Annotated in this window: 16 protein-coding genes; 10 read left to right on the top strand and 6 right to left on the bottom strand. The window is 71.5% G+C overall.

What is annotated here, in order from left to right:
• Positions 1-87: 87 nt before the first annotated feature.
• Together QMK24_RS13145 and QMK24_RS13140 are read right to left on the bottom strand one after the other, a co-directional pair.
• Complete coding sequence (locus tag QMK24_RS13145; protein ID WP_283465839.1) at positions 88-1647, bottom strand: COG1361 family protein; 1560 nt, start codon at positions 1645-1647, stop codon at positions 88-90.
• Positions 1648-1904: 257 nt separating this feature from the next.
• Complete coding sequence (locus QMK24_RS13140; protein ID WP_283465835.1) at positions 1905-3458, bottom strand: class I adenylate-forming enzyme family protein; 1554 nt, start codon at positions 3456-3458, stop codon at positions 1905-1907.
• Between the two features lie 164 nt (positions 3459-3622).
• Between QMK24_RS13140 and QMK24_RS13135 the strand changes: the two genes are divergently transcribed.
• The 4 genes from QMK24_RS13135 to QMK24_RS13120 all read left to right on the top strand — a co-directional run bounded on the left by QMK24_RS13135 (position 3623) and on the right by QMK24_RS13120 (position 8158).
• Positions 3623-4876, top strand: coding sequence for an amidohydrolase family protein (locus QMK24_RS13135; RefSeq protein WP_283465834.1), 1254 nt, complete (start codon positions 3623-3625; stop codon positions 4874-4876).
• Between the two features lie 7 nt (positions 4877-4883).
• A complete protein-coding gene (locus QMK24_RS13130; protein ID WP_283465833.1) occupies positions 4884-6050 on the top strand; it encodes an acyl-CoA dehydrogenase in 1167 nt (388 codons plus the stop codon).
• Positions 6051-6185: 135 nt separating this feature from the next.
• Positions 6186-7259: an acyl-CoA dehydrogenase family protein gene (locus QMK24_RS13125; protein ID WP_283465831.1), complete on the top strand. Its 1074-nt coding sequence runs from the start codon at positions 6186-6188 to the stop codon at positions 7257-7259.
• Positions 7260-7633: 374 nt separating this feature from the next.
• On the top strand, positions 7634-8158 hold the full coding sequence (locus tag QMK24_RS13120) for an ATP-binding protein (protein WP_283465829.1): 525 nt from the start codon (positions 7634-7636) through the stop codon (positions 8156-8158).
• Here QMK24_RS13120 and QMK24_RS13115 read toward each other — a convergent pair.
• Positions 8051-8977, bottom strand: a complete 927-nt coding sequence (locus QMK24_RS13115; protein ID WP_283465825.1) for a cyclase family protein — start codon at positions 8975-8977, stop codon at positions 8051-8053. The genes QMK24_RS13120 and QMK24_RS13115 overlap by 108 nt on opposite strands.
• A gap of 90 nt (positions 8978-9067) precedes the next feature.
• Between QMK24_RS13115 and QMK24_RS13110 the strand changes: the two genes are divergently transcribed.
• The 4 genes from QMK24_RS13110 (at position 9068) to QMK24_RS13095 (ending at position 13856) form a co-directional block, all read left to right on the top strand.
• Complete coding sequence (locus QMK24_RS13110) at positions 9068-9976, top strand: SDR family oxidoreductase (protein ID WP_283465823.1); 909 nt, start codon at positions 9068-9070, stop codon at positions 9974-9976.
• A 169-nt stretch (positions 9977-10145) separates the two neighbouring features.
• Positions 10146-11288 (top strand): acyl-CoA dehydrogenase family protein, encoded by a 1143-nt coding sequence (locus QMK24_RS13105; protein ID WP_283465822.1) that lies wholly within the window; start codon positions 10146-10148, stop codon positions 11286-11288.
• Positions 11285-12763, top strand: a complete 1479-nt coding sequence (locus QMK24_RS13100) for an aldehyde dehydrogenase family protein (protein ID WP_283465821.1) — start codon at positions 11285-11287, stop codon at positions 12761-12763. The genes QMK24_RS13105 and QMK24_RS13100 overlap by 4 nt, the downstream gene beginning before the upstream one ends.
• 25 nt (positions 12764-12788) lie before the next feature.
• The gene (locus QMK24_RS13095; protein ID WP_283465820.1) at positions 12789-13856 is read left to right on the top strand and encodes a Zn-dependent alcohol dehydrogenase; all 1068 of its coding nucleotides are present in this window, start codon (positions 12789-12791) and stop codon (positions 13854-13856) included.
• A gap of 83 nt (positions 13857-13939) precedes the next feature.
• On the opposite strand, the gene QMK24_RS13090 is transcribed toward QMK24_RS13095, so the two are convergent.
• Positions 13940-14305 (bottom strand): MerR family transcriptional regulator, encoded by a 366-nt coding sequence (locus QMK24_RS13090; RefSeq protein WP_283465819.1) that lies wholly within the window; start codon positions 14303-14305, stop codon positions 13940-13942.
• A 117-nt stretch (positions 14306-14422) separates the two neighbouring features.
• On the opposite strand from QMK24_RS13090, the gene QMK24_RS13085 reads away from it, so the two are divergent.
• A complete protein-coding gene (locus QMK24_RS13085; protein ID WP_283465818.1) occupies positions 14423-15748 on the top strand; it encodes an MFS transporter in 1326 nt (441 codons plus the stop codon).
• Here QMK24_RS13085 and QMK24_RS13080 read toward each other — a convergent pair.
• Positions 15701-16645, bottom strand: a complete 945-nt coding sequence (locus QMK24_RS13080) for a GlxA family transcriptional regulator (protein ID WP_502962583.1) — start codon at positions 16643-16645, stop codon at positions 15701-15703. The two genes, QMK24_RS13085 and QMK24_RS13080, sit on opposite strands and share 48 nt — an antisense overlap.
• Before the next feature lie 325 nt (positions 16646-16970).
• Here QMK24_RS13080 and QMK24_RS13075 point away from each other — a divergent pair, with 325 nt between their 5' ends.
• Positions 16971-18266 carry an MFS transporter gene (locus QMK24_RS13075; protein WP_283465888.1) on the top strand — a complete coding sequence of 432 codons (1296 nt, stop codon included), beginning with the start codon at positions 16971-16973 and terminating at the stop codon, positions 18264-18266.
• Positions 18267-18275: 9 nt separating this feature from the next.
• Here QMK24_RS13075 and QMK24_RS13070 read toward each other — a convergent pair whose 3' ends face one another.
• A complete protein-coding gene (locus QMK24_RS13070; protein ID WP_283465887.1) occupies positions 18276-18929 on the bottom strand; it encodes a flavin reductase family protein in 654 nt (217 codons plus the stop codon).
• Between the last annotated feature and the right edge of the window lie 43 nt (positions 18930-18972).

Below are 18972 nucleotides of genomic sequence, written 5' to 3'. Positions count from 1 at the left end.
TGGAAGATCGTCCCGACCGGGCGTGATGATGCGTCAACTCACTTGCCCTTGCCGGAAGTTACGCAGTATGCAGACGAAGACTAACGGCTACCGGAGCCGCAGGTGACGTCGACGGCGTACCACGTAGAACGCGGCGCCGAGAAAGCCGAGAAAGAGCGCCGCGAGGCCGCCGGCCAGCGCGAGTTTGGCGGTGGAGGACTGGTGGCCGTTGCCGGTGACCACGATCCGGGCGGTGTTGTTGGCGGGGTTACGGTCGAAGCTGGTCCGTGAGTTGACGTCACTGTCGGTCTGCAGGGTCGCGGGGCCCCCCCCGTCCCCGTCGGGCTCCATGGCCTTGTCGATCCGCAGCTGGAACGGGAAGGTGGCCGAGGCGCCCACCTTGAGCCAGTTCTTGGTGTCGCAGGTGTACTCCGGGGCGCCCGCCGGGCCGGCGGTCTCCTCGTCGTTGGGACGGACCGGGTGGCAGGCCTTGGGCACCCCGGTGACGGCGGTTCCCGCCGGTATGCGGATATCGACGCTGACGACGGGGCTGCCGCCGGTGATATCGGTGACGGCCGCGGGACCGCGGTTCGTCACCGTCACATTCGCGGTGACGCGCTCGCCGACCTTGCCGGACCCCACCGATGCGGTCACGGCGAGGTCCGCGGTATTGCGGACGGCGAGCGACGTGGTGGCGTAGTTGTCGCCCAGTTCCTCGGGCGGCACGCTCGGGCGGTCCACCAGGCGCAGCGGCGTGCCTGATCCCTTCGCCCACGTCCCGCTGCCGCGGACACCGGCGAGCGCGTCGTCGGATTTCGACACCACGCGCAGATCCGCGCGCTCCCAGAGGGCGGATCCCTCGGTACGGAAGGCCAGCGGGTCGGCGAGGGCATAGCTGGCCCCTGGCGCCAGCGGCTGGTCGATCACGCAGAACGCGAGGAAGGACGCCGGGAAGTCACCGGATTCCGGCGATGTCCGATACTCGCAGTTGGAGTGAGTGGCGGCCCATGCCAGGCCGCTGGATTCGTAGACGCGCACGATCGCGCCGGGGGCCGCCTCGTTGCCCGCGTTGGTGATGCTGAGCGGCAGTCCCGTGGTGTCGCCCGGCTTGGCCACCTGGAGCTGTGACGGTGCGGCGATCACGACGTCCGGGCCGGAACCGACGGATATCAGGGTCTTCGCCGGCCGGGCGGCGCCGGCCGGCGTCTTCGGGGCGTACGTGATCACGCCGGTGGCCCCGGCTTTCGCGCCGACGAGACTGCGCACCCGCAACTGCATCAGGTTGCCGGGGTTGGAGGGACTGACTCTGAGGTCGCACGTCGCGACGGCGCTGTCGCGGGCATGCGCGCAGCCCTGGGGCCAGATCACTTCCGCGATACCGGTCAGTCCGCCGGCGTCGACGGTGAACGTGCCACCGGCGTCCGTTCCGCCGGAAGCGCCCCGCCGCAAGCCGATCTCCAGCGAACGGAGCGGGCCCGGGTCGGGAGCCGAGGCGACCGGCAGCACCAGCCGGGACGGCGCGGTGACGGTCATGCCCTCGTCCTGCGCGAACGACGGCGCGGCGGAGCCCAGCGTCCCCAGACTCGCGGCCGCGGCCCCGCAGGCCATGAGGCGGGTCGTCCATCCGGCCCGTGCGGCCCGGCCGGCCGCGGTGGAGGCATTTCTCAAGGCAACCCTCAGAGTGGGGAAGAAGGACATTGCCTTCGTGCGGATGCGCGATATGCGATATGCGCGCTATCGAGGGCAGCGAGCAGTGAGAATACGTGATGGGTGGAGGAGAAACCAGATTCCGTCCCCGGCCCCGAACGGTCGCGCCCAGCTCGGAAGGGCTCACTTCCGGCCCCGAACAGCTGGCGCCCGGCACGCGGGAGGGCGCGGCACCCGCCGGTGCCGCGCCCCGTCGGCCCTGCGGGCCCGTGGCGGCCTCATGAATCGCTGAAGCGCTCCCGCAGCTTGAACTTCAGGACCTTGCGCAGGACGTCGTTGCGCGGCAGCGCGTCCACGACCTCCAGTTGTTCCGGCAGTTTGTGCGCGGACAGGCCGTGCTCGCGCAGATACGCGGTGACGTCCGCGAGGGCGAGCGGCGCCGCGCCGGCGGGCTGTTCGACGACGGCGCAGACGCGTTCGCCGCGCGCGGGGTCGGGGAGGCCGATGACGGCGGCGTCGGCGATGGCGGGGTGTTCGTAGAGCAGATCCTCGATCTCCCGGGCGGAGATGTTCTCGCCCTTGCGGATGATGATGTCCTTGAGGCGGCCGGTGAGGACGAGATAGCCGTCCTGGGTGAGCCGGCCGAGGTCGCCGGTGATGAGGAAGCCGTCGGCGTCGAAGACCTCGGCGGTCTGGGCGGCGTCGAGGTAGCCCCGGCAGACGGCCTCGCCGCGCAGCCGGACCTCACCGTCGGTTCCGGTGGGCAGCGGCTTGCCGTCCGCGTCGGTGATGCGGATCTCCATGGCGGACGGCGGGCGGCCCTCGGTGGTGGCGAGGTGGTCGGGGGTGTCGTCGGGAGCGCCCATGGTGATCATGGGGACCTCGGTCATGCCGTACCCGTGGGTGAGCAGACAGCCCATCTCGCGTGTGACCTCGTAGTACAGCTCGGGCGGCATCGGCGCGCCGCCGCCCGCGAGCAGCCGCAGGCTGGGGATGAGCTTGTGGCCGGGGTCCTTGCGCTGCTCGGCGAGGAACATCGAGTAGAAGACGGTGCTGCCGCCCGCGACCGTGACGCCGTGCTCGCGGTAGGCGTCGAGTGAGGCGGGCAGCGCGAAGTTCTCGAGGAGCAGCGCGGGAAAGCCGTAGAGCAGCAGCATCACGGTGTAGTCGGGGCCGGCGACATGGGCGTACGGGAAGGCCATGGAGCCGATGTCGTCGGTGGTCAGGCGCAGCGCGTGGGCGAGGCAGCCGCCCGCGGCGATGAGGCTGCGGTCGGTGTGCAGCACGCCCTTGGGGTCGGAGGTGGTGCCGGAGGTCCAGTAGATCCAGCGGACCGCGGTGCCGTCGGCGGGCGGGGCGGGGAGGACGGCGGGGTCGCCGTCGGGGAGCCCGTCGTAGGCGGTGATCAGGCGCGGCGGCCGGGGGAGGCGGGGCGCCAGGCGGCCGGCCATCGCCACGTAGTCGTAGCCGCGCCATTCGCCGGGTATCGCGAAGAACTCCGCCTCGGCCTCGCGCAGCGCGTAGCCGACCTCGCGGTCCCGGTAGAAGGGGATGAGCGGGGTCTGTACGGCGCCGAGCCGGGCGAGGGCGAAGGTCAGCAGCACCGTTTCGACGCGGGTGGGCAGCTGCCAGGCGAACCGGCTGCCGGGCCTGACCCCGAGGTCGTGGAGTCCGGCGGCGACGCGTTCCGCCCGGTCGCGCAGCTCGCCGAAGGTGAGCCGGCGGCCGTCGGTGTCGAGCAGGACGGGTGCGTCGGGGGTGAGTTCGGCACGGTGGGCGGCGAGCGCCCAGAGGGTCGGGGAGTCGCCGAGGGCTTCGATGGTCGGGTCCATTCCGGTCTCCTCCGTACCGTCACCGTACCTGACGTAGCGTCAGATACTGGCGGCAGCGTATGTGGCGGAGCGGTGCCGGTCCAGGGGTGCGACGCCGATGGACGCGACGGGTGTGCGTGCGTACTCTAAATCTGACGATCCATCAGATCTGCAGGGAGAGGCCGATGGAACTGCCCAGGATCATCAGCGTCGACGACCACGTCATCGAACCCGCGCACCTCTTCGAGAAGTGGCTGCCGGCCAAGTACCGCGACCGCGGTCCGAAGCCGCTGACCGCCGGTATCGGTGAGCTGGCGTACGTGGCCGGGAAGTACCAGATCACGATGGACCCGGAAGGACCGCCCACCGACTGGTGGATCTACGAGGACCTCAAGTTCCCCTACAAGCGGAACATCGCCGCCGTCGGTTTCGACCGCGACGACATGACCCTGGAGGGCATCACCCGCGCCGAGATGCGCCGCGGCTGCTGGGATCCCAAGGAACGCCTGGCGGACATGGACCTCAACCACGTCGAGGCGTCGCTCTGCTTCCCCACCTTCCCGCGGTTCTGCGGGCAGACGTTCTCCGAGGCGCACGACAAGGAGGTCGCGCTCGCCTGCGTACGCGCCTACAACGACTGGATGGTCGACGAGTGGTGCGGTGACAGCGGCGGCCGGCTCATCCCGCTGTGCATCATCCCGCTGTGGGACATCGGCCTGGCCGTCGCCGAGGTCCGCCGCAACGCCGCGCGCGGCGTCAAGGCCGTCACCTTCAGCGAGATTCCCACGCACCTGGGCCTGCCCAGCATCCACTCCGGCTACTGGGACCCCTTCTTCGCGGTGTGCCAGGAGACCGGCACGGTAGTGAACATGCACATCGGCTCGTCCTCGCAGATGCCCGCCGCCTCCCCCGACGCACCGCCCGCCGTGCAGGCCGCGCTCAGTTTCAACAACGCGATGGCCTCGATGATGGACTTCCTGTTCAGCGGGGTCCTCGTGAAGTTCCCGACGCTGAAACTCGCCTACAGCGAGGGCCAGATGGGCTGGATCCCCTACGCCCTGGAGCGCGCGGACACCGTCTGGGAGGAGCACCGGGCCTGGGGCGGAGTGCGCGACATCATCCCGGAGCCGCCGTCGGCGTACTACTACCGGCAGATCTTCTGCTGCTTCTTCCGCGACAAGCACGGCGTCGCGTCGCTGGACGTCGTCGGCCGCGACAACGCGACCTTCGAGACGGACTACCCGCATGTGGACTCGACATTCCCGCACACCAAGGAGGTCGCCGAGGACCATATGAAGGGGATCGACGACGAGACCGTCTACAAGCTCATGCGCGGCAACGCCATCCGGATGCTCGACCTGGACTTCGACCGCGGCCTCGACCTCTCCTCCCTCGCGAAGCAGAGTCCGGCGGGTACGTCCGGCGGATCCGGTAGGTGAGGCGCGCGTGGACCTGACGTATACCGGGGAACAGGAGGCGTTCCGCGCCGGGCTGCGCGCCTGGCTCGGCGACGTGCTGCCCAAGCTGCCCCCCCGGCCCGACCCGCGCGACTGGCCCGGCCGGCGCGCGTACGACGCCGGCTGGCAGCGGATGCTGTACGACGCGGGCTACGCGGGCCTGCACTGGCCGGCCGACGCGGGCGGGCGGGGCGCGACCCCGGTGCAGCATCTGATCTTCCTGGAGGAGACGGAGAAGGCGGGCGCGCCCTATGTCGGCGCCAACTTCGTCGGGCTGCTGCACGCCGGGCCCACCATCGCCGCCGAGGGCACCGCCGAGCAGCGGCGGCGCTGGCTGCCGCCGGTGCTGCGCGGCGACGAGGTGTGGTGCCAGGGGTTCAGCGAGCCCGGCGCCGGCTCCGACCTGGCATCACTGCGGACCCGCGCGGTGCGCGACGGCGACGCGTACGTGGTGACCGGCTCGAAGATCTGGACCTCGCACGCGGAGGTCGCCGACTGGTGCGAGCTGCTGGTCCGCACCGATCCGCAGGCGCCCAAGCACCGCGGCATCTCGTGGCTCGCGATGCCGATGGACGCCCCGGGCGTCACGGTGCGGCCGCTGCGCACCCTCGCCGGGTCGACGGAATTCGCCGAGATGTTCCTCGACGAGGTGCGGGTGCCGGTCGCCAACCGGGTGGGGGAGGAGAACGACGGCTGGCGCGTCACCATGGTCACCCTCTCCTTCGAACGCGGCACCGCCTTCGTCGGCGAGGTCGTCGCCTGCCGCCGCGTCCTGGGCGAGATCGCGCGCGCCGCGAAGGCGAACGGCAGCTGGGACGACCCGGCGCTGCGGCGCAGGCTGGGCCGGCTCGCGGCGGAGTTCTCCGTCCTGTGGCGACTCACCCAGCGGAACGTCAGTGAGGCGGAGCGCTCCCTGCGGGTCGGCGGCACGGGCGTGCCCGGTACCGGCGGATCCGTGTTCAAGCTGCGCTACTCGCACGCCCGGCAGGAGCTGTACGACACGGCCGCCGAGGTGCTGGGCCCGCTCGCGCTGGACACCGGGCACCCGTGGACTGCGGAGCGGCTGTCGTCGCTGTCCTACACGATCGCCGCCGGCACCTCGCAGATCCAGAAGAACATCGTGGCCGAGCGCATCCTCGGTCTCCCGAAGGGCTGAGGACGTGCGGAGGACCGGAGGAGTGCGGAGGGCTGAGGACGTGCGGAGGACCGGAGGAGTGCGGAGGGCTGAGGACGTGCGGAGGACCGGAGGAGTGCGGAGGACCGGGGACGTGCAGAGGGCTGGGGGCTGACCGTGGATTTCCAACCGACCGAAGATCAAGAGGCTTTGCGGACGGGCGTGCGGAAGCTGCTCGCCGGGCGGTTCCCGCGCGAGGCGCTGCGCGCGGCGGTGGACGCGGGCGACGTCCCGGGAGGTGCGGCGGTGCACACCGCCGGCGGGGGTGCCGTCACGGGCGCGCCCAGGTGGCCGACCGGAACGGACGGCGGCGTCCCGCTGCTCGACCGCGCCCGGTGGCGCGAGCTGGGCGCGGCCGGGTTCTTCGCGCTCAGGGTGCCGGAGGCGGACGGCGGCGTGGGCCTCGGACTGCCCGAGGCTGTGCTGCTCTTCGAGGAGGCCGGCCGCGTACTGCTGCCCGGGCCGCTGGTCGCCACGCACCTGGCGGCGACGCATCTGACCGGGCCGGTGGCGGCCGGTGCGGCCACCGGGGAAACGGTGGTCACCCTGGCGCAGCCGTCCGTTCCGGTCGGCCACCTGGCCGCGGCGGACGCGGTCATGGTGCTGGGCGGGACCGGGGACGGATCCGTCGGCCTCGTCGCCGCCGACGCGTTCCCAGCCGTGGCGATCCGCTCCGTCGACCCCCTCACCCCGCTGCATCTGGCCGACGGCGGCCCCGGCGGCGGCCTGGCCGCGGAGCAGCCGTTCGACGGCGGTACGGGCGCCGATCCGGACCGGTTGCGGCGGGAAGCCGCGCTGCTCACCGCGGCGCAGCAGGTGGGCAGCGCCGGAAGGACCCTCGCGATGGCCGTGCAACACGCCCGGGAACGCGAACAGTTCGGGCGGCCGATCGGGGCGTTCCAGGCGGTGAAGCATCTGTGCGCGGACATGCTCGTACGGGTGGAGATGGCCCGTACGGCGGTCTACGCGGCGGCGGTGTCCGGCGACGGCTTCGAAACAGCCGCTGCGCGGCTGCTCGCGGACGACGCGGCGGCCCGCAACGCACGTGACTGCCTGCAGGTCTTCGGCGGGATGGGCTTCACCTGGGAGGCGGACGTCCACCTGCACATCAAGCGGTCCTGGGTGCTCGCGGCCGGCCGCGGTGACAAGGAGCGATATGAGGAGGAGCTGGCCGGGGAGCTGCTGCGATGAGAGCCAAGTGAGCGATCGGTGACGCTGCGTTGATATCGGGTTGTGTCCAAGGCGTAACTTGTGACGGGCTGGAGTCGGCGCCCGGCTCGGGTACGCTCCATCGGGTGCGAGAGGTTCAGAGGCGCCGAATGGTCGCCGCCCGGCGGAGCCGGGCGGGCGCCGCGCCTGGGACGCCTGGGTGTTCGAATCCTCCCCGCGCGCCCCTCAATGAGCCTCGCACAGTATGCAGTACGCATACTCCTTTGCGCTGGAATATGCCCGAAGCGCTTGTTGGGGTGACTGTAGGTCAATCATGCTGTGCTCCATGGGGGTCACGTACCGTGACTTCAGCATGGCGCGAGGCGATGTGTCCGCCGGTTCGGATGGTGTGAGCGGTGCAGGTGCTTCAGGTTCAGCTCGAGGTCGGCGCGGATCCCGCGGAAGTGGGGCGCGCCAGGCGATGGGCGCGCTCGCGGCTCCTCGGCTCCGGCATAGGGGCGGACGAGCCGCTCGCCGAGACCTTGATCCTGCTGATCTCCGAGCTCGTGACGAACGCGGTCGTGCACACCGGCTGCCCTGCGGTGCTGCGCATGCTCTTCCCCGACTCCTCGGACTTGACGGTCCGGGTCGAGGTCGCCGACTCCAGCGACTGTCCGCCCACGCCTCGGCACGCCCACCGTGACGAGACCGGGGGCCGCGGCCTGGAGCTGGTGGACGGACTGGCCGACCGGTGGGGCTGGCAGCCCGAGGGAGCCGGCAAGCGGATCTGGTGCGAGGTGGACCGGCCGCTGGCCGGCCAGGGGATCGCCGGCCTAGAGCACTGCGACGGGTGCGACCGGACTGCCTGCCCCGCCCACGAAGGGCTCGGGCGTGGCATCCAGGAAGAACTCGTACCGCCCCGCCTCCGCACAGGCCTCTGACAGCTCCTCCAGATTCCAGTTCTGGCCCTGCAACATCCCCATCTCCACGAGATCGAGGCCGTGCACCGGCAGCCAGAGATCCTCGATCTCCGGCGGGAAGATCTCAAAGGTGAGCGTGTCGTTGGCGACCGCCGCCACATCGCGGGCGTGGAACCACTCCGGTGTCCTGATGGACAGCCCGGGGGACGGGAAGGCGTAGCCGTGCTTGTCGCCGCCCAGGTAGGAGCGCATCTGACCGGTGCGGACCAGCACGATGTCCCCGGCGCGGACCGCTGTACCCGCCAACTCCTCGGCCGCCTCCAGATCCTCGGGGGTGACCGCGTGGTCGCCGGGCAGCCGGTCGAGACTCCTGGCACGGGCCACATCGAGCAGCACACCGCGTGAGACCAGGGTCGTCACCTTCTCGATGCCGCTGAACGCGGCGCCGCCGTGCGCTGTGACGGAGCCGGCGGGGCGGCCGTTGTAGATCTTGCCGGAGTGCGAGACATGGGTCAGGCCGTCCCAGTGGGTGGCCGCCTGCAGGCCCATCGTGACGACGTCGTCGCTGGTGGCGATGGTGCCCGGACCGAACATCTCCAGGTTGAGCGCCACCATCGTGCGCAGCGGGTTGACCCGGCCGGGAATCATGCCGGTCTGCACCCCGTCCTGCTGCAGCGGCAGCGCCAGCGGGACGCGGCGGCCGCTGCGCACGGTCGCGGCCGCGGCACGCACCACCTCGTCGGTGATCAGGTTCAGCGTGCCGATCTCGTCGCCCTCGCCCCACCGCCCCCAGTTGTTGATCCGCTTGGCGATGTCGTGGAACTCGGCGGCAAGTGTCACAGCGGCCTCCTGGTCATAGGGCTTGTGCTGGGGTGTGTACTCCCTCCTAGAATCTAACGGTCCGTCAGAAACCATGAGAAGGGGCGGGACGTGGCCAACTTCCTGACCGGAAAAGTCGTCGCTGTTACGGGTGCCGGGCGTGGCATCGGGCGCGCCGTCGCGCTCGCCTGTGCCGCCGAGGGGGCCATGGTCGTCGTCAACGACTACGGGGTCTCGATCGACGGCGCGAGCGAACCGGCGAGCGAGATCGCGGAGTCGGTCGTCAAGGAGATCCAGGCGGCGGGCGGCGAGGCCGTCGCCGTCGCCGATGACGTGTCGACCATGGCAGGCGGCGCGCGCATCGTCTCCACGGCCGTCGAGACGTACGGGCGCATCGACGGCGTCGTGTGCGTGGCCGGCATCCTGCGCGAACGGATGCTCTTCAACATGGGCGAGGAGGAGTGGGATCCGGTCATCGCCACCCATCTGAAGGGGACCTTCACGGTCTTCCGGGCGGCGTCGGCGGTCATGCGCAAGCAGGGAGCCGGCACCCTGATCGGCTTCACCAGCGGCAACCACCAGGGCAGCGTCTCCCAGGCGAACTACTCGTCGGCGAAGGGCGGCATCATCTCGCTGGTGCGCAGCGCCGCACTGGGCCTCAACAAGTACGGGGTGACGGCGAACTGCGTCGCCCCGGTCGCCCGCACCCGTATGTCCGCGAACGTGCCCATGGAGCTGAAGGAGATCGGCGAACCGGAGGACGTGGCCGCGATGGTCGTCTTCCTGCTGTCCGAGCGCGCCGCCTCGATCACCGGGCAGGTCTACACCGTCGCCGGGCCGAAGATCGCCGTCTGGGCCCAGCCACGGGAACTGCGGTCCGCCTGGGGCGACGGGCCATGGACGCCGGAACGCATCGCGGATGTGCTGCCCGGGACCATCGGCGTCGATCCGATGCCGATGCTCGAACAGCTCGAAGCGATGCGCGCGGCGGCCGCCGCAGCCGAACACCCCAACGCCTAGCGCCGTGACCGGCACATTCAGCCCGTCCGGCGCTTGAGGACAAGCCGGCTGCCGGGCGGACCGGCGTACCAATGCGATCACCCACCAGCCGTACCAGCCGTACCAGCCGTACCAGCCCCGTCGTCCGCACGGCCGGCACGGCCCGCAGGGACCGACGACCGGAGGATCCGTGGACTTTACGTTCGGCCCGGAGGCCGAATCCTTCCGCGCGCAGGCGCAGTCCTGGCTCGCCGAACACCGTGACGGGTGGCCGGCGGGCGGGCGCGGCTGGGAGCGCACTCTCGGCGAAGCCGGCTGGATCGGGCTCGGCTGGACCGGGGACTACGGCAACCGCCGCGCGACCCTGGCCCAGCAGGTCGTCTGGGGCGAGGAGTACGCGCGGTCCGGCGCTCCCGGCCGGTCCGGCCACATCGGCGAGAACCTGCTCGCACCCACCCTCCTCGCCCACGGCACCCCCGCGCAGCGGGACCGCTTCCTCCCTCCGATAGCCCGCGGCGAGGAACTGTGGTGCCAGGGCTACAGCGAACCGGACGCCGGATCCGACCTCGCGGGGATCCGTACCGCGGCGCTCCGGGACGCCGACGGCGGCTACCGGATCACCGGTCAGAAACTATGGACCTCCCTCGCCCAGGACGCCGACTGGTGCTTTGTCCTGGCCCGTACGGAACCCGGCTCCCGCCGTCACCACGGCCTCAGCTTTCTGCTGGTGCCGATGGACCAGCCCGGCCGGATCGAGATCCGGCCGATCCGCCAGATGTCGGGCGACGCCGAGTTCAACGAGGTCTTCTTCGACGACGCGCGCGCGTCCGCCGACCACCTCGTCGGGGCAGAGGGCGGCGGCTGGACCGTCGCCATGTCCCTGCTCGGCTACGAGCGCGGGGTCTCCACCCTCGTCCAGCAGATCGGCTTCGAGCAGGAACTGCGCGAGATCACCGACCTTGCCCGGCGCACCGGCGCCGACACCGAACCCATCCTGCGGGCCCGGATCGTCCGCCAGTGGGCCGAGCTGAAGACCATGCGCTGGAACGCCCTGCGCACCCTGGGCACCGACTCGCCGGGCGTCCCCAGCGTCGCCAAGCTGCTCTGGGGCGGCTGGCACCAGCGGCTCGGCGAACTGGCCATGGCCGTCCGGGGCGCGGAGGCCGCCGCCGGCCCCCGCGACTGGACCCCGTCTCAGCCCTATGAACTCGACGCGCTGCAGCGGCTGTTCCTCTTCAGCCGCGCCGACACGATCTACGGCGGCTCGGACGAGGTCCAGCGCAACATCATCGCCGAGCGGGTGCTCGGCCTCCCGAAGGAGCCGCGGCCATGAGCCGACCAGTACCCCCGACCTATCCGCACTGGATCAACGGGCAGTGGCACGAACCCGCTCAGGGCCACTACGCGATCATCAATCCGGCCACCGAGGAGATCGTCGGGCACGCCCCCGAGGCGACCACCGAGGACGTGGACGCCGGCGTACGGGCCGCCCGCGCCGCCTTCGACGGCTGGTCGCGTACCGCCCCGGGTGAACGCGCCGCGATCCTCGACCGGATCGCGGATGTGCTCAGCGCGCGCGGTGACGAACTCGTCCCCCTCCTCCAGGCCGAGACCGGCGCGACGATCCGCGTGGCCTCCACCATGCAGGTGCCTACAGCGGCCGACCGCTTCCGCCGCTACGCGCGCGGCGCCGTCGAGCCCGATGTCATCCCACTCGCTCCACAACCCGTAAAGGCCTCCCCTCTCGCACCCGGTGGACTGATCGGCGCCGCCGCCGTACGCCGCCCGGTCGGCGTCGTCGGCTGTGTCACCTCGTACAACTTCCCCATCGTGAATCTGGCGGGCAAAGTCGCCCCCGCCCTGGCCATGGGCAACACGGTGGTGGCCAAGCCCGCCCCGCAGGACCCGCTCACCTGCCTGCTGCTCGGCGAGATCCTCAAGGAGGCGGGACTTCCCGACGGCGTGTTCAACGTCATCGCCGGATCGGGTGCGGCGGCGGGCGAGGCGCTCGTCGCGCACCCGGGCGTCGACATGATCAGCTTCACCGGGTCGACGGCGGTCGGGAAGGCGATCGCTTCAGCGTCCGGCCGGACGCTGAAGCGCACGCTGATGGAACTGGGCGGCAAGGGCGCGGCGATCGTCCTGCCGGAATCGGGTGGAGCGGTCCTCAAGGCGGCGGTCGGGGCGGTCGCCTCCACCTGGGCCTTCCACAGCGGTCAGATATGCACGGCGCCCACCCGCGCACTGGTCCACCGCGACCAGTACGAGCAGGTGATCACCGCCCTTGCACAGTACGCCGGAGCGCTGACCATCGGGGACCCTGTGGATAAGTCCACCGTCGTCGGCCCGCTCATCAGCGCGGCACAGCGCGACCGCGTCGAGGCCTACATCGCCGGCGCCCGCGCCCAGGGCGCCCGTGTGGTCACCGGCGGCGAACGCCCCGACCTCAAGCCCGGCTTCTACGTCGCCCCCACCCTCATCGCGGACGTCACCCCCGACATGACCGTCGCCCAGGAGGAGTTGTTCGGCCCGGTCGTCGTCGCCCTCGCCTACGACACCGAGGACGAGGCGATCGACATCGCCAACAGCACCCCGTACGGCCTCTACGACTACATCTTCTCCGACGACGCGGGCCGCGCCTGGCAGCTCGCGGCCCGGCTGCGCAGCGGAAACGTCGGCATCAACACCGTTCAGCGCCACCCCGAGACGCCCTTCGGCGGCTTCAAGGAGAGCGGAGTCGGCCGGGACGGCGGCTCGTTCGGACTGCACGCATACAGCGAACTCCAATCGGTCGTCTGGCCTTCCTGAAGGCCCTTGAGGGACAGGACAATTCATGAGAGGCGTCATTTTCGACGGCACGCAGCCCCTGGTGGTCGACGACCTGGAGGTCCGGGACCCCGGCCCCGGCGAGGTGCTGGTCGAGATCCAGGCCGCGGGCCTGTGCCACAGCGATCTGTCCGTCATCGACGGCACGATCCCGTTCCCCGTCCCCGTGGTCCTCGGCCACGAGGGCGCCGGCATCGTCGAGGCGGTCGGCCCCGGGGTCAGCCATGTCGTGCCCGGCGACCACGTGGCGCTGTCCACTCTCGCCAACTGCGGTACGTGCGCGGAGTGCGACCGTGGCCGCCCCACCATGTGCCGCAAGGCGATCGGCTACCCGGGCCAGCCCTTCTCGCGGCAGGGCAACGGTCTGTTCAACTTCGCCTCCAACTCGGCGTTCGCGGAGAAGACCGTGGTCAAGGCCGTCCAAGCGGTCAAGATCTCGAAGGAGATCCCGTTCACCTCCGCCGCGCTGATCGGCTGCGGTGTGCTGACGGGCGTCGGCGCCGCGCTCAACCGCGCCAAGGTCGACCGCGGCGACACGGTCGTCGTCATAGGAACCGGCGGAATCGGCCTCAACGTCCTGCAGGGCTGCCGGATCGCGGGCGCCACCCGCATCGTCGCCGTGGACGCCAACCCCGCCAAGGAGGACGTGGCCCGGCAGTTCGGCGCCACCGACTTCATCGACGCGTCCGCCGTGGACGACACCGTCGCGGCCGTCCGCGAGCTGCTGCCGACCGGCGCGGACCACACCTTCGAATGCGTCGGCAACGTCAAACTCATCCGCCAGGCCATCGACCTCCTCGACCGCCGCGGCCAGGCCGTCCTGCTGGGTGTTCCGGCGGCCGACGCCGAGGCGACCTTCCTGGTGTCGTCCATGTACCTGGACAAGTCGATACTCGGCTGCCGGTACGGCTCGTCCCGCCCCCAGCGCGACATCGCGCTCTACGCGGAGCTGTACCGCCAGGGCAGGCTGCTGCTCGATGAACTCGTCACCGAGACCTACCCCGTCGAGGACTTCGCGAAGGCGGCCGACGACGCCCACCACGGCCGTGTGGCGCGCGGGGTGCTCACGTTCTGAATTCCGAACGGTAGGCAGTGAGTGACAACGCCGCTCCCGGTCCTGGACGCCGGATCGCGTCCGGGACCAGGGCCGTCGGAGCGCTAGGCGTCGCGTCCGGGAGCCGCGCCGATGACCAGGTCGAGCACCCGCCGGGACGCCAGCAGTTCGGCGACCTGGTCGTCGATCCGGGCGCGCTCGCGCCGCAGCTCGTCGGCCAGCTCCGTCGTGCACGGCACCAGCACGCCGTCCTCGTCCTCGCACACGCTCGGCAGGATCCGGGCGATCATCGGAGTGCGGATCCCGGCGGCGAGCAGGGTGCGGATCCGGCCGACCAGCCGTACGTCGTCCTCGGAGTACTCCCGGTAGCCGTTCGCCCGCCGCTGCGGACAGATCAAGTCGCGCTGCTCGTAGTAGCGCAGCAGGCGGACGGTGACGCCGGTCCGCATGGACAGTTCCCCGCTCCGCATCCCTTGAGTCTGCCACGGTGTCACGGTTTACGTTCCCGGCATGGGATACCGCGAACTCACCACCCGCCCCCGGCTGACCTGGCACTCGTCGCCGTCGCCGGCCGGACACCGGCCGTCATGGGGCCGCTCGCGCTCGTCTTCCTGGTGCGGGAGCGACCGGGCGGTTACGGGCTCGGGGCGGCGCTGGCGGCGGCGTTCGTCATCGGCGAGGTCATCGCGGCGCCCTGGCTCGGGACCGTCATGCGGCCGGCGCGGGCGCGGACGCCCCTGGCCGCCGGGCTGGTGGCCGGAGGCACCGGCTTCGCCGGGCTCGCGGCGCTGCCGAACGCCCACCCGGCCGTACTCGCGGCGCTGGCCGTCCTGGCGGGTGGCGGACCGGCGGCGGTGCCCGGGGGGCTGCGGATGCTGCTCATGCACCTGGTGCCCGAACAGGCCGCGGCACGGGCGCTGAGCGGCGAATCGATGCTGACGTTCGGGATCGCGGCCGCCTCCCCGGCGCTGGCCAGCGGCCTGGTGCTGGGCGTGGCACCGGCGCTGCCCCTCGCGCTGTCGGCGGTGCTCGCCGCCCTGGCGGCCGTCGGGCTGTTCGCCCTGCCCGCCGGATGGCGGGCGGACCCGGCGGACCGCGAGGGCGTGTCCATGACGCGGACACTGGCCGCCGCCTGGCCGGTGTACGTGACCGGCGCCGCGGGACTGTCGCTGCTGGCGCTCACCGAACTCGTCCTGCCCGCCCTGCTGGAACAGCGCGGCATCGCGGTCGGCTGGTCGGGTCCGCTGCTGGCCGGATACTCGGTCGCGGCGGCCGTCGGAGCGTTCGTCTACGGGACGCGCGGCTGGCCGGGACGGCTGGGGACGCAGTCCCTCGTCCTGCTGCTGGGCCTCAGCGCCTGCGTGACGCTGACGGCCGCCATCCCCGCACTGGGCGCGATCGCGGTGGCGCTGCTCATCGCCGGGCTGCTGGAGGCGGGGGTGCACCTCGCCCGCAACCTGTCGCTGCGCGAGGTGCTGCCGCCGAGCGCGCAGGGCGCCGGGTACTCGGTGCTGTACGCGGCGATCGGCGTCGGCTACACCTCCAGCGCGGTGCTCGCCGGGGCGGTGCAGAGCGTGGCCTCACCGTCGGCCGCGATCCTGTGCGGGGTGGTGCTGACGCTCGTGCTGACCGCGGTGAGCGCGGTGGGAGGGGCGCGAGCGGCCCGCCGCCCGGCCCGGCGGGAGATTGTCCGGCGGGAGATTGTCCGGCGGGAGTCCGCCCGGCGGGAGTCCGCCCGGCGGGAGAGTGCCCGGCGGGAGAGTGCCGGGCGGGAGAGTGCCCGGCGGGAGACCGCCCGCCGGGAGACCGTCCTGACCGGGCCGGAGACGCCGGACGGGGCAGGCGCGGTAGTGGAGTCCGGTGGTTCAGGCGACGGGTGCGGCGTGAAAGGTGCGGCGGTAGGCGGTCGGTGAGACGCCCAACGCGGCATGCAGATGCTGGCGCATGGAGGCCGCCGTACCGAATCCGGCCCGGTGCGCGACCTGGTCGATGCTCAGGTCACTGGACTCCAGGAGATGACGGGCGCGTTCGACGCGCTGCTGCACGAGCCACTGCCCGGGGCTGATCCCGACCTCCTCGCGGAACCGGCGGGTGAAGGTCCGTACGCTCATCGACTCGCGCTCGGCGAGTTCGCGCAGCGTCACCGCCTGGTCGAGACGGCCCAGCGCCCAGGCGCGGGCGCCCCTGGTGGAGGCCAGCTGCGGCTCGGGGAGCGGGCGTTGGATGTACTGGGCCTGGCCTCCGTCGCGGTGCGGAGGGACGACCGTGCGGCGGGCGACGGCGTTGGCGATGGCGGTGCCGTGGTCGCGGCGGACGATGTGCAGGCACAGGTCGATGCCGGAGGCGACACCGGCCGAGGTGAGGATGTCGCCGTCGTCGATGTAGAGGACGTCGGGGTCGACCTTGACCTGCGGGAAGAGCTGTTGGAAGTGGTCGGCGCTGTCCCAGTGGGTGGTGGCGGGGCGGCCGTCCAGCAGTCCGGCGGCGGCGAGCAGATAGCTGCCCGTACAGATCGACACGATGCGGGCGCCGGGCCGGATCCGGGCGAACGCGGCGGCCAGCGGGCCGCTCAGCCGGCCCGAGGTGTAGATGTCGTCGAGCTCGTGGGTGGCGGGGACGACGACGGTGTCGGCCGCCTCCAGGATCTCGGGCCCGTGCTCGACGAGGATCGGGAAATCCGCGTCGGTCTGGACGAGTCCCGGCACGGCGGAGCAGGTCACGACCTCGTACAGCTTGCGGCCGTCCTGGGTGCGGGCCCCGCCGAAGATCCGGGCCGGGATCCCCAGCTCGAAGGGGATCACGCCGTGCATGACCAGCACCGCCACCCGGTGCCGGTCCTGGTGCCGGAACGGGCCTGCGGGGGTATCAGCCGGTTTGGTGGTTCCGCGGGTGGTTCCGGGAGTGTTCTCGGCCGGAGTCGTCATGGCCCGATTCTTTCACATCATGACCATCGGGCCACTCGTATCGTGCCGACGCACGCCCGAAGCTGATCCCGTGACGCAGACATCCGAATTCCCGGTGCAGGACCCGCAGGACCCGCAGGACCCGCAGGACCCGCAGGACCCTCACAACCCTCACGACCCTCAGGGCTCGCAGGGTTCGCAAAGCCCGCAGCATTCGCAAGACCCGCAGGACCTGGACGGCTCGCAGGATCGTCCGGCCGCCGGTCGGCGGCCGAAGGTTCACCGCGCCTGGTTCGTGGCGGCCGTCACCTTCGTGACGATCATCGGTGCCGCCGCCTTCGCCTCCCTGCCCGGTCTGCTGATCGAACCCCTCCATGGGGAATTCGGCTGGTCACGCGGCATGATCGGCTTCGCCGTCTCCATCAACTTCGCGCTGTACGGGATCACCGCCCCGTTCGCCGCGGCTCTGATGGATCGTTTCGGCATCCGCCGCGTCGTCGCCGCCGCCCTCACGACGATCGCCCTCGGCGCCGGGCTCACGATCTTCATGACGCAGGTCTGGCAGTTGATCCTGTGCTGGGGCATCCTCGTCGGCGCCGGCAGCGGCTGCATGGCGCTCGCCTTCGCCGCGACCGTCGCCAACCGCTGGTTCGTCACCCGCCGTGGACTCGTCACCGGCATCCTCACGGCGGCCGGCGCGGCCGGACAACTGGTGTTCCTGCCGCTGCTCTCCTGGATCGTCGAGCAGCACGGCTGGCGGCCCGCCGCCGCGACCGTCGCCTGCTCGGCGCTCGCCGTCGTCCCGTTCGTCTGGCTGCTGCTGCGCGATCACCCCGCGGATGTCGGCCTGGCGGCCTACGGGGCAGCCGAGTTCACGCCCAAGCCAGCTCCGGTGCGTGGCGCGGCGAGGCGCGCGCTCAAGGCGCTGGCCTCCGCCGCCCGAACCGGCCCCTTCTGGCTGCTCGCGGGATCCTTCGCGATCTGCGGCGCCTCCACGAACGGCCTGATCAGAACCCACTTCGTGCCCGCCGCCCACGACCACGGCATGCCGGTCACGGCCGCCGCGTCACTGCTCGCCGTCATCGGGATCTTCGACATAGCCGGAACGATCGCCTCCGGCTGGTTCACCGACCGGTTCGAGCCGCGTCGGCTGCTCGCCGTCTACTACGGCCTGCGCGGGCTGTCGTTGATGTTCCTGCCTCAGATGATGGCCAACACCGTGCATCCGCCGATGATCGTCTTCATCATCTTCTACGGCCTCGACTGGGTCGCCACCGTCCCGCCGACCATCGCGCTGTGCCGTGCGTACTACGGCGAGGACAGCGCCATCGTCTTCGGCTGGGTCCTCGCCGCACACCAGATCGGCGCCGCCGTCGTGGCCTTCCTGGGCGGCGCCGCACGCGACGCCTTCGGCTCCTACGACGTGGTCTGGTACAGCTCGGGCGCGCTGTGCGCGGTCGCCGCGCTGATGGTCCTGGTCATCCGGCGCGGCCGTCCGTCCGGCCTCCTGGTCACCGTTGTGGCGTGAGCCCCGCCGCTATGGCGTGAACCGGCCGAAGCGCCCACGGTAGAAAAGCAGCGGCCCGGCGTCGGCGCCCGCGATCTCATCCGTATCCGGCCCGGTATCCAGCCCGGTATCCGGCCTCGTATCCGGTTCCGTGCAGCCGAGTTCGTTGACCCGGCCGACGACGATCAGATGGTCACCACCGGTGTGGACCGCGTGGATCGTGCAGTCGATCCACGCGGGTATGCCCGCCAGCCGCGGCGACCCGGTGACCGGCGCCGGCGTCCAGTCCACCCCCGCGAACTTGTCCGCCCCGCTCACGGCGAAGCCGCGGCACAAGGCGCCCTGGTCGGCGCTGAGGATGTTGACGCAGAAGACCCCGGCGCGCGCGATCCGCGGCCAGGTGGTGGACGTACGCGCCACCATGAACGCCACCAGTGGCGGGTCCAGTGACAAGGACGCGAACGACTGGCACGCGAAGCCGGCGGGGCCTTCCGGCCCGGGAGCGGTGACGATCGTCACGCCCGACGCGAAGGTGCCGAGCACCTTGCGGAACACCGCCGGATCGATCGGCGCCCGTTCGTCCGGCCCCACAGCCCGCAAGTCCGGGCGCGGCAGCGGTTCCACGGGCCCCGCCGTCGTGGCGGCCCCGACCGACCTGAGGTACCGGACGGCGGTGGCCGCCATCCCTGCGTGTCCCATCACACCAGTCATTGAACCTGACGGTGCG

The sequence above is a fragment of the Streptomyces sp. PH10-H1 genome (assembly GCF_030063355.1).
GTDB lineage: Bacteria > Actinomycetota > Actinomycetes > Streptomycetales > Streptomycetaceae > Actinacidiphila.
The sequence above is the reverse complement of the archived record's forward strand: the minus strand, read 5'-3'. Positions and strand labels throughout refer to the sequence as shown.

What these genes read in the sequence shown, in the direction of transcription:
- QMK24_RS13140 (WP_283465835.1), bottom strand. Translation starts at nt 3,458, where the DNA reads ATGGACCCGACCATCGAAGCCCTCGGCGACTCCCCGACCCTCTGGGCG.
- QMK24_RS13135 (WP_283465834.1), top strand. Translation starts at nt 3,623, where the DNA reads ATGGAACTGCCCAGGATCATCAGCGTCGACGACCACGTCATCGAACCC.
- QMK24_RS13100 (WP_283465821.1), top strand. Translation starts at nt 11,285, where the DNA reads ATGAGCCGACCAGTACCCCCGACCTATCCGCACTGGATCAACGGGCAG.
- QMK24_RS13095 (WP_283465820.1), top strand. Translation starts at nt 12,789, where the DNA reads ATGAGAGGCGTCATTTTCGACGGCACGCAGCCCCTGGTGGTCGACGAC.
- QMK24_RS13090 (WP_283465819.1), bottom strand. Translation starts at nt 14,305, where the DNA reads ATGCGGAGCGGGGAACTGTCCATGCGGACCGGCGTCACCGTCCGCCTG.
- QMK24_RS13085 (WP_283465818.1), top strand. Translation starts at nt 14,423, where the DNA reads ATGGGGCCGCTCGCGCTCGTCTTCCTGGTGCGGGAGCGACCGGGCGGT.
- QMK24_RS13080 (WP_502962583.1), bottom strand. Translation starts at nt 16,645, where the DNA reads ATGCACGGCGTGATCCCCTTCGAGCTGGGGATCCCGGCCCGGATCTTC.
- QMK24_RS13070 (WP_283465887.1), bottom strand. Translation starts at nt 18,929, where the DNA reads ATGGCGGCCACCGCCGTCCGGTACCTCAGGTCGGTCGGGGCCGCCACG.